Genomic DNA, 17,040 nt, shown 5'->3' with positions numbered 1-17,040 from the left:
TCGGGGCGTTGGACTCGGCAGGACGGGGGTGGCGATGACGCGCGCGAGTAATACGCAGGGTGGACCGGTCGTGCTCAGCAAGGAGGGGCTGCCCGAGTGGCTGGATCCGGTGGTGCGGGCCGTGGAGACGGTGCAGCCGCTGCAGCTGAGCCGCTTCCTGCCGCCGGAGAACGGGGCGGGGCGGCAGTCCGCCGTACTGATCCTGTTCGGCGAGGGTGAGCGCGGCCCCGAGCTGCTGCTCATGGAACGGGCGAGTTCGCTCCGGTCCCACGCCGGGCAGCCGTCCTTCCCCGGCGGTGCCCTCGACCCCGAGGACGGCGACCCGAAGGCCGACGGGCCGCTGCGGGCCGCTCTCCGCGAAGCCGAGGAGGAGACCGGGCTCGACCCCTCCGGTGTGCAGCTCTTCGGCGTGCTGCCCAGGCTGTACATCCCGGTCAGCGGCTTCGTGGTGACGCCCGTGATGGGCTGGTGGCGCGAGCCGAGCCCGGTCGGGGTCGTCGATCCGAACGAGACGGCCCGGGTGTTCACCGTCCCCGTGGCGGATCTCACGGACCCGGCCAACCGGGCCACCACCGTCCACCCCAGTGGCCACCGAGGCCCGGCATTTCTGGTCGAATCGGCCCTGGTCTGGGGCTTCACGGCCGGGATCATCGACCGTCTGTTCCACTACGCGGGCTGGGAGCGGCCCTGGGACCGGGAGAAGCAGGTCCCGCTCGACTGGCGGTCATGACAGGGTGTCTGCCGTGCTGTGTCTTCCCGGGGGACACCGTGATCGGTCGCCGCTGCGCGGCGGGCCGGCCCCCGGCCGACCTGAGGTGACCGCAGAGTGATGAGGCGAGGCTCGAACCGGTGAACGTGCTGGACATCCTGTTGCTGGTCGCCGCCGTGTGGTTCGCGATCGTGGGCTACCGCCAGGGGTTCGTCGTCGGCATCCTGTCGGTGATCGGCTTCCTGGGCGGCGGTCTCGTCGCCGTCTACGTCCTCCCTGTCATCTGGGACGCACTGACCGACAACGCCGAGGTGAGCACGACGGCCGCCGTCGTCGCGGTGGTCGTCGTCATCGTCTGCGCCTCCGTCGGCCAGGCTCTGACCACCCATCTCGGCAACAAGCTGCGCCGCTACATCACCTGGTCGCCTGCCCGCGCGCTGGACGCGACGGGCGGCGCCCTGGTCAACGTCGTGGCGATGCTCCTCGTGGCCTGGCTGATCGGCTCGGCCCTGGCCGGTACGACGCTGCCGACCCTCGGCAAGGAGGTCCGCGGCTCCAAGGTGCTCCTCGGTGTCGCCCGGGCCCTGCCCGATCAGGCCGACACCTGGTTCGCGGACTTCTCCTCGGTCCTCGCGCAGAACGGCTTCCCGCAGGTCTTCAGCCCGTTCTCGAACGAGCCGATCAACGACGTCCGTCCCCCCGACCCGGCCCTTGCGAACAGCCCCGTGGTCTCGCGCGCCAAGCGCTCCATCGTCAAGGTCATGGGCACCGCGCAGAGCTGCGGCAAGGTCCTGGAGGGCAGCGGCTTCGTCTTCGGCGACCGCCGCGTCATGACCAACGCGCATGTGGTCGGGGGCGTCGACGAGCCCACCGTCCAGATAGGCGGCGAGGGCAGGAAGTACGACGCGACGGTCGTCCTCTACGACTGGCACCGCGACATCGCCGTACTCGACGTACCCGATCTCAAGGCGCCCGCCCTGAAGTTCACGACCACGGACGCCCGCAGCGGCGACGACGCGATCATCGCGGGCTTCCCGGAGAACGGGTCGTACGACGTCCGGGCCGCACGCGTGCGTGGCCGCCTCCCGGCCAACGGCCCGGACATCTACCACCGCGGTACCGTCCGCCGGGACGTCTACTCGCTGTACACGACCGTCCGCCAGGGCAACTCCGGCGGCCCGCTGCTCACGCCCAAGGGCAATGTGTACGGGGTGGTGTTCGCGAAGTCCCTCGACGACGCCGACACGGGGTACGCCCTCACCGCGGACGAGATCCAGGAGGACATCACCAAGGGGCGTACCGCGAACCAGCAGGTGGACAGCGACAGCTGCGCGCTGTGAGCCGCCGTTCGGGGAAAGTTGAGGCGGGTCAGCCTCGGGGATGGCGCAGGCGTACCGAGACCCAGCGGGCCCGGCGGCGCAGAATGCGCGGAATGCCCACCCTGAGGTCTGTGCCCGCCATCTGCGGTGCACCGCCTCGCTGGTGGGGGCTCAGGCCACTGGCCGAGCGGCGATTGCGTGCTGCGTCACTGTAGTCGTGCGTCCAGCCCATACCCCGACGTCTGCCCCCACCCCAAGGTCGATAACCGCGCCCTGAGCCCCCAATTGGCCTATGCGCCAGGCAATTGGCTGTTCGTAGGACACATGTTCAGATCCGGATACCGGGCGCATCGGCTCGGTCACCGATCGAGCTCGGGGTCTTTCAGCCAGTTGACCAGTTCTGTCGAGAAAACGACCGGATCCTCCTCGTGCAGGCTGTGCTTTCCCGGGGGGCGACCCCCGGACCCCCGGCAGTGCTTGGCGCAGCCGTGGTTCACCGGTCCGGTTCGGGGTCCTTGAGCCAGTTGACCAACTCGGTTGAGAAAGTGACCGGATCCTCCTCGTGCGGGAAGTGCCCCAGTCCGTCGAACAGCCGCCAGCGGTACGGCGCTTCGACGTACTCGCCGGAGCCGGCGGCGCTGCGGGTGCGCATCACCGGGTCGAGTGAGCCGTGCAGATGGAGGGTCGGCACCCGCAGGGGGCGCTTCATACGGCGGTTGAACTGGATGCCGTCCGGGCGGGCCATCGAGCGGACCATCCAGCGGTACGGCTCGACCGAGCAGTGCGCGGTCGAGGGGATGCACATCGCGCGGCGGTACGTCTGAACCGCCTCCTCGTCCGGCGGGTTCGGCCCGGACCACTCCCGGATCAGCTCGGCGACGAGCGCGCCGTCGTCCGCGGTGAGCTGCCGCTCGGGGATCCAGGGCCGCTGGAACCCCCAGATGTAGGAGCCGGCGCGGGTCTGCTTGACGTCCGAGAGCATCGCGGAGCGCCAGCGCCGGGGATGCGGCATGGAGGCGACCGCGAGCCGCCGGACCAGCTTCGGGCGCATCACGGCCGCGGTCCACGCCAGATATCCGCCCAGGTCGTGCCCGACCAGCGCGGCGTCCGGCTCGCCCAGGGAGCGGATCACGCCGGTGATGTCGAGGGCGAGGTTCGCGGGGTCGTAGCCGCGCGGGGTGCGGTCGCTGCCGCCGACGCCGCGCAGGTCCATGGCGGCGGCCCTGAAGCCCGCGTCGGCCAGCGCGGTCAGCTGGTGCCGCCAGGTCCACCAGAACTGCGGGAAGCCGTGCAGCAGCAGCACCAGCGGCCCGTCGCCGGCCTCGGCGATGTGGAAGCGGGCGCCGTTGGCGGCCACGTCCCGATGGGTCACCTTCGTCCCGTCGGGCAGGGCCTCCGGCCGTACGACCGAGGTGGATTGCGCCGAAGGTGATTGCCCCGGGGAGGGGGAGGAGCCCGTCATGAGGACGAGCGTGCCACAGCCTCGATGGCCGCGGGGGCCCGGTCCTCGAGCGCCGGGGTGTCGGACGGCTCCGGCCGCGGGTGCGGCTTGGCCTTCTGCAGGACCCCCGCCGTCTCCTTCATCGACGCCGCGACCTTCTGCGGGCCCTTGCTCTTCTTCGCCTTCTTCGCGAAGACCACGCCGATCAGTGCGAGGAAGCCGGCGACCAGCACGTTCGCCGCGAAGGACAGCAGGAAGCAGACGGCGAGGTTCCAGCCGCTCCAGGTCCGGATGCCGTACGCCAGCGCGAAGTTGAGCATCGGCAGGGAGAACACCAGGACCGCGCCGGCCCCGGTGAACGCGCCGCCGCTCGTCGCGCCGCGCTTGACGTCCTGCTTGAGCTGCGCCTTGGCCAGCGCGATCTCGTCATGCACCAGTGCCGACATCTCGGTCGTCGCCGAGGCGAACAGCTGGCCGATGCTGCGTTCGGCGCCGACCGGGCTGCCGTCGGGTGCGCTCATCGGGGTCTCCCTCGTCCTACTGCTTGTGTACGGTCCTTTTGTACCGTCCCGTCAGATCATGCCGGACGGTCGTCGTCCTCGCCTGCCCCGCCCGGCACTTCGGCAAGCGCGCGTCGTTCGGCGGCCTTCCGTTCGGCGGTCCGGCGGTGCTCGGCGGCCTTGTTCTCGTAGATCGCGGCCATCCGCAGGTGGTACGCCGGGTCGTCCTCCTCGTAGATGTCCGGGATGCCGTCGAGGTCCTCGTCGCGCTCCTCGGCCTCGCACAGCCTGCGGTACTTGGCGTTCCGTATCTTCAGCAGCACCGTCGCCACGGCCGCGGCGATGAGGGAGCCCGTCAGTACGGCGGCCTTGACCTCGTCGGTCAGTACGGCGTCCCCGTCGAAGGCGAGTTCGCCGATCAGCAGCGACACGGTGAAGCCGATACCGGCCAGTGTCGCCACCGCGAACACATCGGCCCAGGCGAGGTCCTCGCTGAGCGAGGCCCGGGTGAATCGGGCCGTCAGCCAGGTGCCGCCGAAGATCCCGAGCGCCTTGCCGACGACGAGCCCGAGGACGACACCCAGCGTCTCCGGCTTGGTGAACACGTCGCCGAGCGCGCCGCCCGAGATGGCGACACCGGCGCTGAACAGCGCGAAGAGGGGGACGGCGAGACCTGCCGACAGGGGCCGTACGAGATGCTCGATGTGCTCGCCCGGGGAATGCGCCTCGTCCTCCTCGCGGTGGCAGCGCAGCATCAGGCCCATCGCCACACCCGCGATCGTCGCATGGACGCCGCTGTTGTACATCAGCGCCCAGATGACGAGCGCGAGCGGGAGGTACACGTACCACCCGCGCACGCCCTTCCTCAGCAGCAGCCAGAAGACGGCGAGGCCCACGACCGCGCCGCCCAGCGCGGCGAAATTGATCGTGCTCGTGAAGAAGACCGCGATGATCAGGATCGCGAAGAGGTCGTCCACGACCGCGAGGGTGAGCAGGAAGGCGCGCAGGGCGCTCGGCAGCGACGTACCGATGACGGCGAGCACCGCCAGTGCGAACGCGATGTCGGTGGCGGTGGGCACCGCCCAGCCCTGCAACGAGCCGCCGCCGCTCAGATTGGTGAGGGTGTAGACGAGCGCCGGTACGGCCATCCCGCACAGGGCCGCGACGACCGGCAGCGCGGCCGCCCTGGGGTCGCGGAGATCACCGGCGACCAGCTCGCGCTTGAGCTCGATGCCGGCGACGAAGAAGAACACCGCGAGGAGCCCGTCTGCGGCCCAGTGGGCGACCGACAGATGCAGGCCGAGGGCGCCGGGGCCGAGGTGGAAGTGGCTGACGCTCTCGTAGCTGTGGTGCAGCGCGGGTATGTTCGCCCAGATCAGAGCCGTGATCGCGGCTATGAGCAGCAGCACACCGCCGACGGTCTCGGTGCGCAGCGCGTCCGCGACGAAGGTCCGCTCGGGCAGCGACAGACGTCCGAGGACCTTGCGGGGGGCGGTGGTGCGGGGCGCGGTCACGGGGAGACCTCCGGTCGATGGCAGGGGAGTGCTGCTTGCCGACCAGACTTCCCGGCACACCTTGAGGGTCACGCAGTTTTGCTTAGTTTACCTAAAAGGGGCGCCCGGCGCTTTCTCGCGCCGGGCGCCCCTCCGGGACCGAGGGACTACGGGGGTCAGTCCTCGCTGGGTGCCGCCGGGAGCTTCGCCTGGATGAGATCCATGACCGTCGAGTCCGTCAGCGTCGTCACGTCGCCGAGCTGGCGGTTCTCGGCGACGTCCCGCAGCAGTCGCCGCATGATCTTGCCGGAGCGGGTCTTCGGCAGCTCCGCCACCGGCAGGATCCGCTTCGGCTTGGCGATCGGGCCGAGGGTGGCGCCGACGTGGCCCCGCAGCTCGGCGACGAGGTTCTCGTCCTCGGCGTTCGCCGTGCCGCGCAGGATCACGAAGGCGACGATCGCCTGGCCCGTCGTCTCGTCCGCCGCGCCGACGACGGCCGCCTCGGCCACCGACGGGTGCGAGACGAGCGCCGACTCCACCTCGGTCGTCGAGATGTTGTGCCCGGAGACGAGCATGACGTCGTCCACGCGGCCCAGCAGCCAGATGTCGCCGTCGTCGTCCTTCTTCGCCCCGTCACCGGCGAAGTACTTGCCCTCGAAGCGCGACCAGTACGTGTCGAGGAAGCGCTGGTCGTCGCCCCAGATGGTGCGCAGCATCGACGGCCACGGCTCGGTGAGGACCAGGTAGCCACCGCCGCCGTTGGGCACCTCGTTCGCCTCGTCGTCGACGACGGTGGCGGAGATGCCGGGCAGCGGTGTCTGCGCGGAGCCCGGCTTGGTCGCGGTGACGCCCGGCAGCGGCGAGATCATCATCGCGCCGGTCTCGGTCTGCCACCAGGTGTCCACGATCGGCGTCCGGTCGGCGCCGATGTTCTTGCGGTACCAGATCCAGGCCTCGGGGTTGATCGGCTCACCCACGGACCCGAGCACCCGCAGGCTGGACAGGTCGAACTTCGCGGGGATGTCGTCGCCCCACTTCATGAACGTACGGATCGCCGTCGGCGCCGTGTACAGGATCGTCACCCCGTACTTCTGCACGATCTCCCAGAAGCGGCCCTGGTGCGGGGTGTCCGGAGTGCCCTCGTACATGACCTGCGTCGCGCCGTTCGCCAGCGGGCCGTAGACGATGTACGAGTGCCCGGTGACCCAGCCGACGTCGGCCGTGCACCAGTACACGTCGGTCTCCGGCTTGAGGTCGAAGACGGCGTGGTGGGTGTACGCGGTCTGGGTGAGGTAGCCGCCTGAGGTGTGCAGGATGCCCTTCGGCTTACCCGTGGTGCCGGAGGTGTACAGGATGAACAGCGGGTGCTCGGCCTCGAACGGCTGGGGCGTGTGCTCGGCCGACTGCCGCTCGACGATCTCGTGCCACCACACGTCGCGGCCCTCGGTCCAGGCCACCTCCTGGCCGGTACGGCGGACCACCAGCACGTGGTTGACGTTGTCCACCTTGCCGATCGCCTCGTCGACGGCCGGCTTGAGCGCGGACGGCTTGCCGCGCCGGTAGCCGCCGTCGGAGGTGATGACGACCTTGGCGTCGGCGTCCTGGATGCGCGTGGCGAGCGCGTCGGCCGAGAAACCGCCGAAGACGACGGAGTGCGCGGCACCGATCCGCGCGCAGGCCAGCATCGCGATCGCCGTCTCCGGGATCATCGGCATGTAGACGGCGACCCGGTCGCCCGCCTGAACGCCCAGCTCCAGCAGCGCGTTGGCGGCCCTGCTCACCTCGTCCTTGAGCTCGGCGTAGGTGATCGCACGGCTGTCACCGGGCTCGCCCTCGAAGTGGATGGCGACCCGGTCGCCGTTGCCCGCCTCGACATGCCGGTCCACGCAGTTGTACGCGACGTTGAGCTCGCCGTCCTTGAACCACTTGGCGAACGGCGGGTTCGACCAGTCAAGCGTCTCGGTCGGTTCCTTGGCCCAGGTCAGCCGCCGGGCCTGCTCGGCCCAGAAGCCGAGCCTGTCAGCCTTGGCCTGTTCGTACGCCTCCGCCGTGACGTTGGCGCTCGCAGCCAGGTCAGCCGGCGGCGCGAAGCGTCGCTCCTCCTTCAAGAGGTTGGCCAGGCTTTCGTTGCTCACGACATCTCCCTTTCTCAGGGTGTCCGTTGTGTCCCAGGCCACAGCTCATCAGACTCGGGGTGCCGATGACAAGGGCCGATCGGAAATTGGTTTAGACCTGTGGGCGGTGTGCTGAGGTGTCCGGGGTCATCCGTACCCACGGACGCCGACGGGGCGGAGTTCAGCACTTGCAGCGCCTCTCGCGTCCCAGTGCACCCGTCCCGCGCGGAGACGGTCACGTCTTTGCCGGCCCGGGCGTGTCGGGACAGCCCGGGACCGGACACACCACGGGTGCGCGACCGCACCGAGCGGGGCCGCACACCCGTGGTGAACCGCCGTCCGTCAGGCGGACCGGTCAGCCGCCTCCACGACGCCGAACACCTTGCCGTACTCCGCCTCCGTGAGCAGATATGCCTGGGCCTCGCCGACGTGGAAGTACATTCCGTGCAGCTCCAGCGTCCCGTCCCGCAGGGCCCGCGACACCGACTCATGGGCGCGCAGATGCTCCAACTGCTGCACCACATTGGTCAGACAGAGCTGCTCGACCGCGTCGGCCGGCGTCCGGCCCGCGAGCCGCGCCCACGGCCGGCTCTCGTCGGCCATGCGCTCAAGGCTCGGCAGCCCGTGTCGCAGCCACCGCTTCAGCGGTGTCCCGGCGCCGCCGGGCTCGGCGTCGAGCAGGGCCTGCATGGCCCCGCACCCGGAGTGCCCGCACACCGTGATGGACCGCACCTTCAGCACGTCCACCGCGTACTCGATCGCGGCCGCCACCGAGTCGTCGCCGCTCTCCTCACCAGGGAGGGGAACGAGGTTGCCCACATTGCGCACCACGAACAGGTCCCCCGGTCCACTGGAGGTGATCATGGACGTGACGAGGCGCGAGTCGGCGCAGGTGAGGAAGAGCTGGGACGGCCGCTGCCCCTCCCGCGCGAGCCGGGCCAGCTCACCGCGCACGAGCGGTGCGGTGTTGCGCTGGAACGCGCTGATGCCGCGCGCCAGTTGGTGCCCGCTCCGGCCGCCGGGACCGGACCCGTCCGGCCCACCCGGGTCGCCGGGCGCACCGGGGCGACCGGTGTCCGGTGCGGACTGCGGGGGCTCGCACTGGTGGTTGCGCCATGGCGTCCAGGGACGGCAGCGGCAGCCGACGGAGGACTCCCCGTGCTCCTCGCCGTGCGGCATGGGTTCGGTGAGGGGCCGGGTTCCGATCCGGCGCCCGGTCACCTCGGCGGAGCCGCCCTGTGCGGTGTGCGCGTTCTGCCAGTCCTGCAGTGACTCGTACGCCGCGTGGTCCATGAACGAACCGTCCAACTCCACCACGGCGTGCGCGCCTTGGGGTACGAGATGCAGGGCCCGGCTGAGCCGTGGCACCGCGAGGAACGTCAACTGCCCTCGGACATGTACGTGATGGACTCCCTCCTTCTCTTCGTGGGTGATGCGGGTGCGGGCGAGGCGGTGCAGGGCGACGGCGACGGCCACGGCGATCCCGAGGCTCACGCCCTCCAGGACGCCGAGGCACACCACGCCGAGTGTGGTGACGGCGTACACCAGCACTTCTCGGTGGCGGGTCACCGTGCGGATGTGGTGCAGGGACACCATCTGGATGCCGACGGCCATCACCAGGGCGGCGAGCGAGGCGAGCGGGATGAGCTCCAGGAGCGGGACCATCAGCAGCGCGGCGATCACTGCGAGAACGCCGTGCAGCATCGTGGAGTTCCGGCTCACCGCCCCCGCGTTCACATTCGCCGAACTTCTCACGGCGACACCGGCGACCGGCAGTCCACCGAGCGTGCCGGAGACGATGTTGGCGGCGCCCTGCCCGAGCAGTTCGCGGTCCAGGTCGGCGCGTTTGACGCGGGCGGTCAGTCCTGGTCTCGCGGCCACCAGCTTGTCCACGGCGACCGCGCCGAGCAGGGACTGCACGCTGCACACCAGCGTGGTGGTCAGCACGGCCGCGGTCAGGCCGAGCGCGGGGCCTTCGGGAAGACCGGCCAGGGCGTGGCTGCTCCACGACGGCAGGTCGACCTTGGGCACGCGGACCCCCGAGAGCGAGGCGGCCGTGGTGGCGCCGGCCACGGCGACGAGCGCGGCCGGGATCCTGCGCAGCAGGCGTCCCGCCCGGCCGGGGATCCGCGGCCAGAGCAGCAGCAGGGTCAGGGTCAGCACGCTGACGGTCGCGGCGGCGGGGTGCAGGTTCGCCAACTGGGCGGGCAGGGCCCGGAGGTTGGCGAGGACGGAGCTCTGCGGGGTGCCGCCGAGGACGATGTGCAGCTGGGCGACGGCGATGGTGACGCCGATTCCGGCGAGCATGCCGTGCACGATGGCGGGGCTGACGGCGAGCGCGGTGCGGGCCACGCGCAGGCAGCCGAGGCCCAGTTGGGCGAGGCCGGCGAGGACCGTGATGGCGCAGGTCGTACGCCAGCCGTAGCGGTGGATGAGGTCGGCGGTGACCACCGTGAGTCCCGCGGCCGGGCCGCTGACCTGAAGCGGACAGCCGCCGATCCGGCCGGCGACGAGCCCGCCGACCCCGGCGGCCACCAGGCCGGCCTGGAGCGGGGCGCCGGTGGCGAGGGCGATGCCCAGCGACAGCGGGAGCGCGATCAGGAAGACCGCGACCGCGGCCGACACGTCGGCGCCCGCGATGCGGAAGCGGCGGCGCGGGCCCGGCGGTGGGCTGTGGGGTTGGTGGTCGGACCGGGTCCGACTCGGGTCGGTGGCGCGGGTGGGGGCGCAGGCTGACATGTTCCCGTCTCCTCCGGGCAGCGCGGTCGCGGATCAGGTCGTCCCCGCCGATGGGCGGGGGTCGGGACGCGGCCATGGGTCACGGCGTGCAGCGGCGGGATGAATCAACGCTCGGTAAATGGATCGTAATTCAGAGTAAAGGCCAGGCATAGACTTTCCTGGCAAATGGGGTAACCGCTCACTCTAATGAGTGAAGCGGTCATTTCATCGGCTTGTCGTACTAATTCCTTCTCGGCCCCGTGCGACCTTGGCGGCGCTGTCGGGCTGCCCCGGCATACCACCAGAAAACGCCCTCATCGGCGTTGGCCTGAGAGAAGGAAGAAGGTGAGCGGAACATGACCGCCACCCAGAGGATCGCCGTGGGCGTCGTGATCACCGCGTCCTGTGCCGCGTGGGTCGCCGGCTGTGCGATCGGCTCCCACGGTCCCAAGGCAGGTGCTCTCGGTCCGCAGAAGGTCCGTCCGGTCCATGCGAAGGGGAGCGTGGTCCGCCTGATCGGCGACGGCTCCACGGCGTACACCGGAGCCCAGCCGCATCTGCCCAGACCCGAGCGTCTGCGGCCCGGCCAGAAGCCCCCGCAGTTCGTCGTCTTCTCCTGGGACGGCGCCGGCGAGGACAGCCAGAAGCTGTTCTCCCACTTCCGCAAGCTCTCCAAGGCCAACCACGCGACCATGACGTACTTCCTCAGCGGCGTGTACATGCTGCCGGAGGAGAAACGCGACCTCTACAAGCCCCCGGAGCACTCGCCGGGCAGCTCGGACATCGGCTTCAACGACGAGCAGGGCATCGCCGACACCGTGAAGCAGCTGCGCCTGGCGTGGCTGGAGGGCAACGAGATCGGCACCCACTTCAACGGCCACTTCTGCGGGAGGAACGGCGGCGTCGGCCAGTGGTCGGTCGCGCAGTGGATGAGCGAGATCGCACAGGCCAAGAAGTTCGTGAAGAGCTGGAAGACCAACTCCGGCATGGAGAAGGCGGCCCCACTGCCCTTCGACTACGACAAGGAGCTCATCGGCGCGCGCACGCCCTGTCTGGAGGGCCAGAAGAACTTCGTGAAGGCCGCGAGCCGGCTGGGCTTCCGCTACGACACCAGCGGGGTCAACGACCAGGTCTGGCCGAAGAAGAGGGAAGGGCTGTGGGACCTGTCGATGCAGCTCGTGCCCTTCCCCGGGCACTCCTACGAGCAGCTCACCATGGACTACAACTTCATGGTCAACCAGTCCGGCACGCAGACCCAGGGCGACCCCGACAAGTTCGACTACTGGGGCGACCAGATGCGCGACGGCCTGCTCAAGGGCTTCCGTCGCGCCTACAAGGGCAACCGCGCACCCCTGGTCATCGGCAACCACTTCGAGTCCTGGAACGGCGGTACCTACATGCGGGCCGTCGACGAGGTCGTCGAGAAGGTCTGCAACAAGCCCGACGTGCGCTGTGTGTCCTTCCACCAGCTGGTCGACTGGCTGGACGCCCAGGACCCGCACACGCTGGCGAAACTGCGCACCCTGAAGGTGGGCCAGGCGCCCAAGCAGGGCTGGGCGGCCTTCCTGTCGGGCCACCCGGCCCCGGCCCCGAAGGGCGTTCCCGGGGCGCCGGCCGCCCAGCAGTAGCCGTCAGGCGGAGGCGGCGACACCCTCACCGAGTACGAACCCGGGGTCGACCTGCGCGGCCAGGTCGGCCCCGGTGCGGGCATCACCCCACGAGGCCGCGTTCTTCAGGTGGAAGTGCACCATCTGCCGTGTGTAGCGCTCCCAGTCGCGCAGCTCGTACGTCGCGTCGGTGGCGACCTGGAGGGCGCGCAGAGCCCGGCGGTTGGCGTCCTCCAGGAACTCGAACCTGAGCGGCCGGCCCTTCTCCATGGCGCGCACCCAGTCCGAGTGCCCGACGGTCATCAGCAGGTCGTCCCCGACCTCGGCGCGGAGGAAGTCGAGGTCGTCCGGCCCCTGCACCTTGTTGCCGACGACCTTCAGGACGACGCCGTAGTCACGGGCGTACTCCTTGTACTGGCGATAGACGGAGACGCCCTTCCGGGTCGGCTCGGCGACGAGGAACGTGATGTCGAAGCGGGTGAACATGCCGGAGGCGAAGGAGTCCGAGCCCGCCGTCATGTCCACCACGACGTACTCGCCCTGCCCGTCCACCAGGTGGTTCAGGCACAGCTCCACCGCTCCCGTCTTGGAGTGGTAGCAGGCGACCCCCAGGTCGGCGTCGGTGAAGGGGCCGGTGACCATCAAACGCACGGCACCGCCTTCGAGTTCCACCGGCCGCGCGCAGGCCTCGTAGACCGGGTTGTCCTCGCACACCCGCAGCAGCCGCGAGCCCTCGCCGGGCGGGGTGGTCTTGATCATCGTCTCGGCGGAGGTGATACGCGAGTTGCAGCCGCGCAGATGGTCCTTGATCAGCGGCAGCCTCTCGCCCATCGCCGGCAGCGCGGCGGCCTCCGCCTCGTCGAGGCCCAGCGCGGCGCCCAGGTGCTGGTTGATGTCCGCGTCCACGGCGAGGACCGGCGCTCCGGTTGCCGCGAGATGGCGGATGAACAGGGAGGACAGGGTCGTCTTGCCGCTGCCGCCCTTCCCGACGAAAGCAATTTTCATGTTCACCAAGGGTAATGGGGGGATAGCTGTATGTGGCAGACGGGCGTGAGGAAGACCACTCAATCGTGGGGCGCGCCCCGGGGGTGGCTAGTGTCGTACTCATGAGTACGACAGGCGCGAACGCCGATCCGCTCGCGGCCCTGGGCTCGCTGCCCGGGGTGGCCGAGTCCGTGGAATCCGTGCGCAAGGCCGTGGACCGGGTCTACGGGCACCGGGTCATGCGGCGCCGCAGCAACGAGATCACCTCCGAGGCGGCGCTGCGCGGCGCCCGCGGTTCCGCCGCGCTGTCCGGCGCCGACTGGGCCCTGGAGGAGGTGCGCCGGCGCACCGACTTCAGCGGTGACGACGACGCGCGCGTGATGGGCGCCGCCCTGAGGCTGACCGCGGAGGCGGGCCAACTGCTCTCCGTGTGGCGGCAGTCGCCCCTGAGGGTGCTCGCCCGGCTCCACCTGGTGGCCGCCGCCACCAACGGGGACGAGGTCGGGCGGCCGCGGCTGGCGGGCGAGCCGGTCGACGAGCCGCTGATCGAGCTGCCGCTGCCGGCCGCCGACGAGGTGCACGGCCGACTGGAGGGCCTCGCGGAGCTGATCATCACCGGCAGCTCCGCGCCCGCCCTGGTGACGGCCGCCGTCGTGCACGGCGAACTCCTCGCGCTGCGCCCCTTCGCGTCCCACAACGGCCTGGTCGCGCGCACCGCCGAGCGCATCGTCCTGGTGGGCAGCGGCCTCGACCCGAAGTCCGTCTGCCCGGCCGAGGTCGGGCACGCCGAGCTGGGGCGCGCCGCCTATCTGGCGGCATTCGAGGGATACGTCTCCGGTACGCCGGACGGCATGGCCGCCTGGATCGCCCACTGCGGCAGGGCGGTCGAGCTGGGGGCGCGCGAGTCGACGGCCGTGTGCGAGGCACTGCAGCGCGGGGCGGCGTAGGAAGCTCGGCAGGGTCCGGAAAAGGGTTGCGGCGGTACGAGGATTCGTACCGCCGCTGGCATGCTCACCGAGTTACCAAGCGTCCTCGATATGTTGCCCATCAGGCCGGGAACTTTGCCCGTGGCCTGGTGTGGCTGGCCCGTAATCGACGGGTCGACGTCGCGTGGGTGCCCGGTGTTCATGCTCGGTCCGTGGGGCCAAATGCGTTATTAAGGTGATCCTTTCGGATGTCCTTGGTCTCGCGGGCCGTTAACCCCTTTGTACTCCAGGTCCGAAGCAAGCGGAAGCCCTGGCTGCACTTCTTTACTTTTGGTCTCAAATAGGCTGTAAACGGGCGCCGGGATGTCGAACAGATTCTTGCTGTCGGCGAACCGCCAGGTCAGACGATCGCTGCCCGCCGCCGACTGGCGTACCAGACAAGACCCGCGGTAGCCGCCGCGGCGCCTATTGCCGCGGCCGCGACGAGGGCCGGGCGCGGCGGTACGGAGAATGCGGGGATCCGCTGCTTGAGCCGGACCGGCCGGTGGAAATCGAGAATCGGCCACCCGCGCGCGAGTGCCTCGCGGCGCAGCGCGCGGTCCGGGTTCACGGCGTGCGGAAGGCCGACCTCCCGCAGCATCGGCAGGTCGGTCACCGAGTCGCTGTAGGCGTAGCAGCGGTCGAGGTCGTACCCCTCGGACCGGGCCAGTTCCTTGATCGCCTCGGCCTTCGTCGGGCCGTACGCGTAGTACTCCACCTCGCCGGTGTAGCAGCCGTCCTCGCCCACGACCATGCGCGTCGCCACCACGCGGTCCGCGCCGAGCAGCTCGCCGATCGGCTCCACCACCTCCGCCCCCGACGTCGACACGATGACGACGTCGCGGCCGGCGGTGTGGTGCTCCTCGATGAGGGAGGCGGCCTCGTCGTAGATGATCGGGTCGATCAGGTCGTGCAGGGTCTCGGCGACTATCTCCTTGACCTGCTGGACGTTCCAGCCGCGGACGAGCGAGGACAGGTACTCGCGCGTCCGCTCCATCTGGTCGTGGTCCATGCCGCCGATGAGGAAGACGAACTGGGCGTATGCGGTACGCAAGGCGGCCCGGCGGTTGATCAGGCCGCCTTGGTAGAACGACTTGCTGAACGTGAGCGTGCTCGACTTCGCAATGACCGTCTTGTCCAGGTCAAAGAAGGCCGCTGTGCGGGGCAAGGAGTGGTTTTCCACGCCCCGAGCATAGGCGCAGCCCATTCGGCGTAAGGTGGGGCGCGTGGGTTTGCCTGAGAAGGGTCTCGGGTACACCATGGAAGTCACGGATCGTTCGCGACCGTGCTAACCCGGTCCGGCTCCTCCCCCCCCGAGTCGGCCGTGGAGACGACCCCCACTCTCCCCCCCGGTGGGGGTCGTCGCATGTCCGGGCGGGTTTTTCCACTCCCTTCACTTCCTGGCGCGGCTGTACGGCCGTGATGAGGCGGCTGCGGCCGCCCCTTCCGCATGCCCATGATCCGTCACCGTGTGTAGTCGTCGGGATGCTCTGTGGAAGGCACGCACGCGTGGGCGCAGGGGTCACCGGTATGGGTGATGGCTTTATTCACAACCACCGACTTGTCCACAGTTATCGAGCATGATCCGCAAGATTTCCGGGATCGCTGCACCGTGATTCAAACGCGTCCCGCTCACGCCGAGTTCAAGACCGGTTCCGGTTTGTCGGGCGGGTTTGGCCGGTTCGTATCGGCCGCTCATATGGAGACCGGTTGCCGGTTCTTCACACGTTTGGGAATCGCGGGGCCGCAGGGGCTGCGCGAGAGATGCAGCGAAGGGGGACTCGGACCGTGGCCGGAGCCGTCACACATGAACCGCCGCCCGCCGCCTCGGGGCGGCAGGCAGGACCACTGATCGTCACGGAGGACGTCGAACTCCTCGACGACCTGCTGCGCCTGTGCGCCGCGGCAGGAGCGACACCCGAGGTCCATCACTCGGTGCCGGAGCGCGCCGGCGGCTGGGAGGCCGCACCGCTCGTCCTGGTCGGCGACGACGCCGCGCGGCGGCTGCGCGGAGCCGCCCGCAGACGAGGAGTGGTGCTGGTCGGCCGCGACCAGGACGACTCCGGGGTCTGGCGCCGGGCCGTGGAGATCGGCGCCGACCACGTGCTGGTCCTGCCGGACGGCGAACAGTGGCTGGTCGACCGCATCGCCGATGTGGCCGAGGGCGTGGGCCGTCCGGCGCTCACCGTGGGCGTCATCGGTGGCCGCGGCGGGGCCGGGGCGTCCACCCTCGCGTGCGCCCTCGCCGTCACCTCCGCACGCGAGGGGCTGCGCACCCTGCTCGTGGACGCCGATCCGCTGGGCGGCGGACTCGACGTACTGCTCGGCGGCGAGAGCGCCGAGGGACTGCGCTGGCCAGCCTTCGCCGCCTCCCGTGGCCGGGTCGGCAGCGGGGCCCTGGAGGAGTCGTTGCCGCAGCTCCACTCCCTGCGGGTGCTCAGCTGGGACCGCGGCGACCGCATCGCGGTCCCGGCACAGGCCGTACGGGCCGTACTCGCGGCGGCCAGGCGACGGGGCGGCACCGTCGTCGTCGATCTGCCCCGCCGCATCGACGACGGGGTCGCCGAGGCCCTCGCCCAGCTCGACCTCGGGCTCCTGGTCGCCCCCGGCGAACTGCGCGCCGTCGCCGCGGCCGGGCGGGTGGCGTCCGCCGTCGGCATGGTCGTGCGCGATCTGCGGGTCGCGGTACGAGGGCCGTACGCGCCCGGACTGGACGACCGCGAGGTGGCCCGGCTGCTCGGACTGCCCCTGGCCGGCGAGCTGCCCGTGGAGGCGGGGCTGCTGCGCCCGGGGGAGGGCAGGACGCCGCCCGCCGCGGACGGCCGCGGGCCCCTGGCGCGCTTCTGCAAGGAGTTCTGGGAGCGGGCGCTGACGGAGGCGGGGAGCGCATGAGCACGTATGGGGGAGGCGAAGGGACGGGCGGTTCGGGGGCCGCTCCGGTGCGGGGGGCTTCCGGAGCGGTGCGGCGGCCGGGCGACACGCCGCGTGTGCCGTCGTGGGCCGGGGCGCGTGTGTCGCCGGGGGCGGCTGGGCGGCTGGGTGAGGTGTCGGATGCGGGTGATGTGCCGGGGCCCGGTGTGGCGGGGCGGTGGCGGCCGGGCGCCGACACGGCGCGTGTGCCGTCGTGGGTTGGGCCGCGTGTGTCCTCCCAGACGGCTGGGCGGCTGGGTGAGGTGTCGGGTCCGGGTGA

Annotated in this window: 13 protein-coding genes; 5 read left to right on the top strand and 8 right to left on the bottom strand. The window is 70.5% G+C overall.

Going from position 1 to position 17,040, the window contains the following annotated elements:
• Positions 1–34: 34 nt before the first annotated feature.
• On the top strand, positions 35–730 hold the full coding sequence (locus ABT254_RS21645) for an NUDIX hydrolase (protein ID WP_351472382.1): 696 nt from the start codon (positions 35–37) through the stop codon (positions 728–730).
• Positions 731–849: 119 nt separating this feature from the next.
• Positions 850–2,049, top strand: coding sequence for a MarP family serine protease (locus tag ABT254_RS21640; RefSeq protein WP_351472379.1), 1,200 nt, complete (start codon positions 850–852; stop codon positions 2,047–2,049).
• Between the two features lie 28 nt (positions 2,050–2,077).
• Here ABT254_RS21640 and ABT254_RS21635 read toward each other — a convergent pair whose 3' ends face one another.
• From ABT254_RS21635 to ABT254_RS21610, 6 genes are all read right to left on the bottom strand, one after another.
• Entirely contained in the window at positions 2,078–2,260 is a 183-nt protein-coding gene (locus tag ABT254_RS21635; RefSeq protein WP_232649421.1) for a hypothetical protein, read from the bottom strand.
• 261 nt (positions 2,261–2,521) lie between these two features.
• Complete coding sequence (locus ABT254_RS21630; RefSeq protein WP_351472375.1) at positions 2,522–3,490, bottom strand: alpha/beta fold hydrolase; 969 nt, start codon at positions 3,488–3,490, stop codon at positions 2,522–2,524.
• On the bottom strand, positions 3,487–3,990 hold the full coding sequence (locus ABT254_RS21625) for a phage holin family protein (RefSeq protein WP_351472370.1): 504 nt from the start codon (positions 3,988–3,990) through the stop codon (positions 3,487–3,489). The genes ABT254_RS21630 and ABT254_RS21625 overlap by 4 nt, the downstream gene beginning before the upstream one ends.
• A 56-nt stretch (positions 3,991–4,046) precedes the next feature.
• On the bottom strand, positions 4,047–5,483 hold the full coding sequence (gene nhaA, locus ABT254_RS21620) for a Na+/H+ antiporter NhaA (protein ID WP_351472367.1): 1,437 nt from the start codon (positions 5,481–5,483) through the stop codon (positions 4,047–4,049).
• Positions 5,484–5,638: 155 nt separating this feature from the next.
• A complete protein-coding gene (gene acs, locus ABT254_RS21615) occupies positions 5,639–7,597 on the bottom strand; it encodes an acetate--CoA ligase (RefSeq protein ID WP_351472364.1) in 1,959 nt (652 codons plus the stop codon).
• Positions 7,598–7,918: 321 nt separating this feature from the next.
• Entirely contained in the window at positions 7,919–10,315 is a 2,397-nt protein-coding gene (locus ABT254_RS21610; RefSeq protein ID WP_351472361.1) for a SulP family inorganic anion transporter, read from the bottom strand.
• 335 nt (positions 10,316–10,650) lie between these two features.
• On the opposite strand from ABT254_RS21610, the gene ABT254_RS21605 reads away from it, so the two are divergent.
• Positions 10,651–11,922 carry a polysaccharide deacetylase family protein gene (locus ABT254_RS21605; RefSeq protein ID WP_351472358.1) on the top strand — a complete coding sequence of 424 codons (1,272 nt, stop codon included), beginning with the start codon at positions 10,651–10,653 and terminating at the stop codon, positions 11,920–11,922.
• A gap of 3 nt (positions 11,923–11,925) precedes the next feature.
• Here the strand turns inward: ABT254_RS21605 and ABT254_RS21600 are convergent, their stop codons facing one another.
• A complete protein-coding gene (locus ABT254_RS21600; protein WP_351472355.1) occupies positions 11,926–12,906 on the bottom strand; it encodes an ATP-binding protein in 981 nt (326 codons plus the stop codon).
• A gap of 101 nt (positions 12,907–13,007) precedes the next feature.
• Here ABT254_RS21600 and ABT254_RS21595 point away from each other — a divergent pair, with 101 nt between their 5' ends.
• The gene (locus ABT254_RS21595) at positions 13,008–13,832 is read left to right on the top strand and encodes a Fic family protein (protein WP_351472353.1); all 825 of its coding nucleotides are present in this window, start codon (positions 13,008–13,010) and stop codon (positions 13,830–13,832) included.
• A 379-nt stretch (positions 13,833–14,211) separates the two neighbouring features.
• On the opposite strand, the gene ABT254_RS21590 is transcribed toward ABT254_RS21595, so the two are convergent.
• The gene (locus tag ABT254_RS21590) at positions 14,212–15,057 is read right to left on the bottom strand and encodes an HAD family hydrolase (protein ID WP_351472350.1); all 846 of its coding nucleotides are present in this window, start codon (positions 15,055–15,057) and stop codon (positions 14,212–14,214) included.
• 581 nt (positions 15,058–15,638) lie between these two features.
• Here ABT254_RS21590 and ssd point away from each other — a divergent pair.
• Entirely contained in the window at positions 15,639–16,742 is a 1,104-nt protein-coding gene (gene ssd, locus ABT254_RS21585) for a septum site-determining protein Ssd (protein WP_351472347.1), read from the top strand.
• Positions 16,743–17,040: the final 298 nt, after the last annotated feature.

The sequence above is a fragment of the Streptomyces sp. NPDC001137 genome, from assembly GCF_040298885.1.
In the GTDB taxonomy this organism is placed as follows: Bacteria; Actinomycetota; Actinomycetes; order Streptomycetales; family Streptomycetaceae; genus Streptomyces.
This window is presented reverse-complemented; position numbering and strand designations above follow the sequence as displayed.

What these genes read in the sequence shown, in the direction of transcription:
- ABT254_RS21630 (WP_351472375.1), bottom strand. Translation starts at nt 3,490, where the DNA reads ATGACGGGCTCCTCCCCCTCCCCGGGGCAATCACCTTCGGCGCAATCC.
- ABT254_RS21605 (WP_351472358.1), top strand. Translation starts at nt 10,651, where the DNA reads ATGACCGCCACCCAGAGGATCGCCGTGGGCGTCGTGATCACCGCGTCC.
- ABT254_RS21635 (WP_232649421.1), bottom strand. Translation starts at nt 2,260, where the DNA reads ATGGGCTGGACGCACGACTACAGTGACGCAGCACGCAATCGCCGCTCG.
- ABT254_RS21590 (WP_351472350.1), bottom strand. Translation starts at nt 15,057, where the DNA reads ATGGGCTGCGCCTATGCTCGGGGCGTGGAAAACCACTCCTTGCCCCGC.
- ABT254_RS21625 (WP_351472370.1), bottom strand. Translation starts at nt 3,990, where the DNA reads ATGAGCGCACCCGACGGCAGCCCGGTCGGCGCCGAACGCAGCATCGGC.
- ABT254_RS21645 (WP_351472382.1), top strand. Translation starts at nt 35, where the DNA reads ATGACGCGCGCGAGTAATACGCAGGGTGGACCGGTCGTGCTCAGCAAG.
- ABT254_RS21595 (WP_351472353.1), top strand. Translation starts at nt 13,008, where the DNA reads ATGAGTACGACAGGCGCGAACGCCGATCCGCTCGCGGCCCTGGGCTCG.
- ABT254_RS21600 (WP_351472355.1), bottom strand. Translation starts at nt 12,906, where the DNA reads ATGAAAATTGCTTTCGTCGGGAAGGGCGGCAGCGGCAAGACGACCCTG.
- ABT254_RS21610 (WP_351472361.1), bottom strand. Translation starts at nt 10,315, where the DNA reads ATGTCAGCCTGCGCCCCCACCCGCGCCACCGACCCGAGTCGGACCCGG.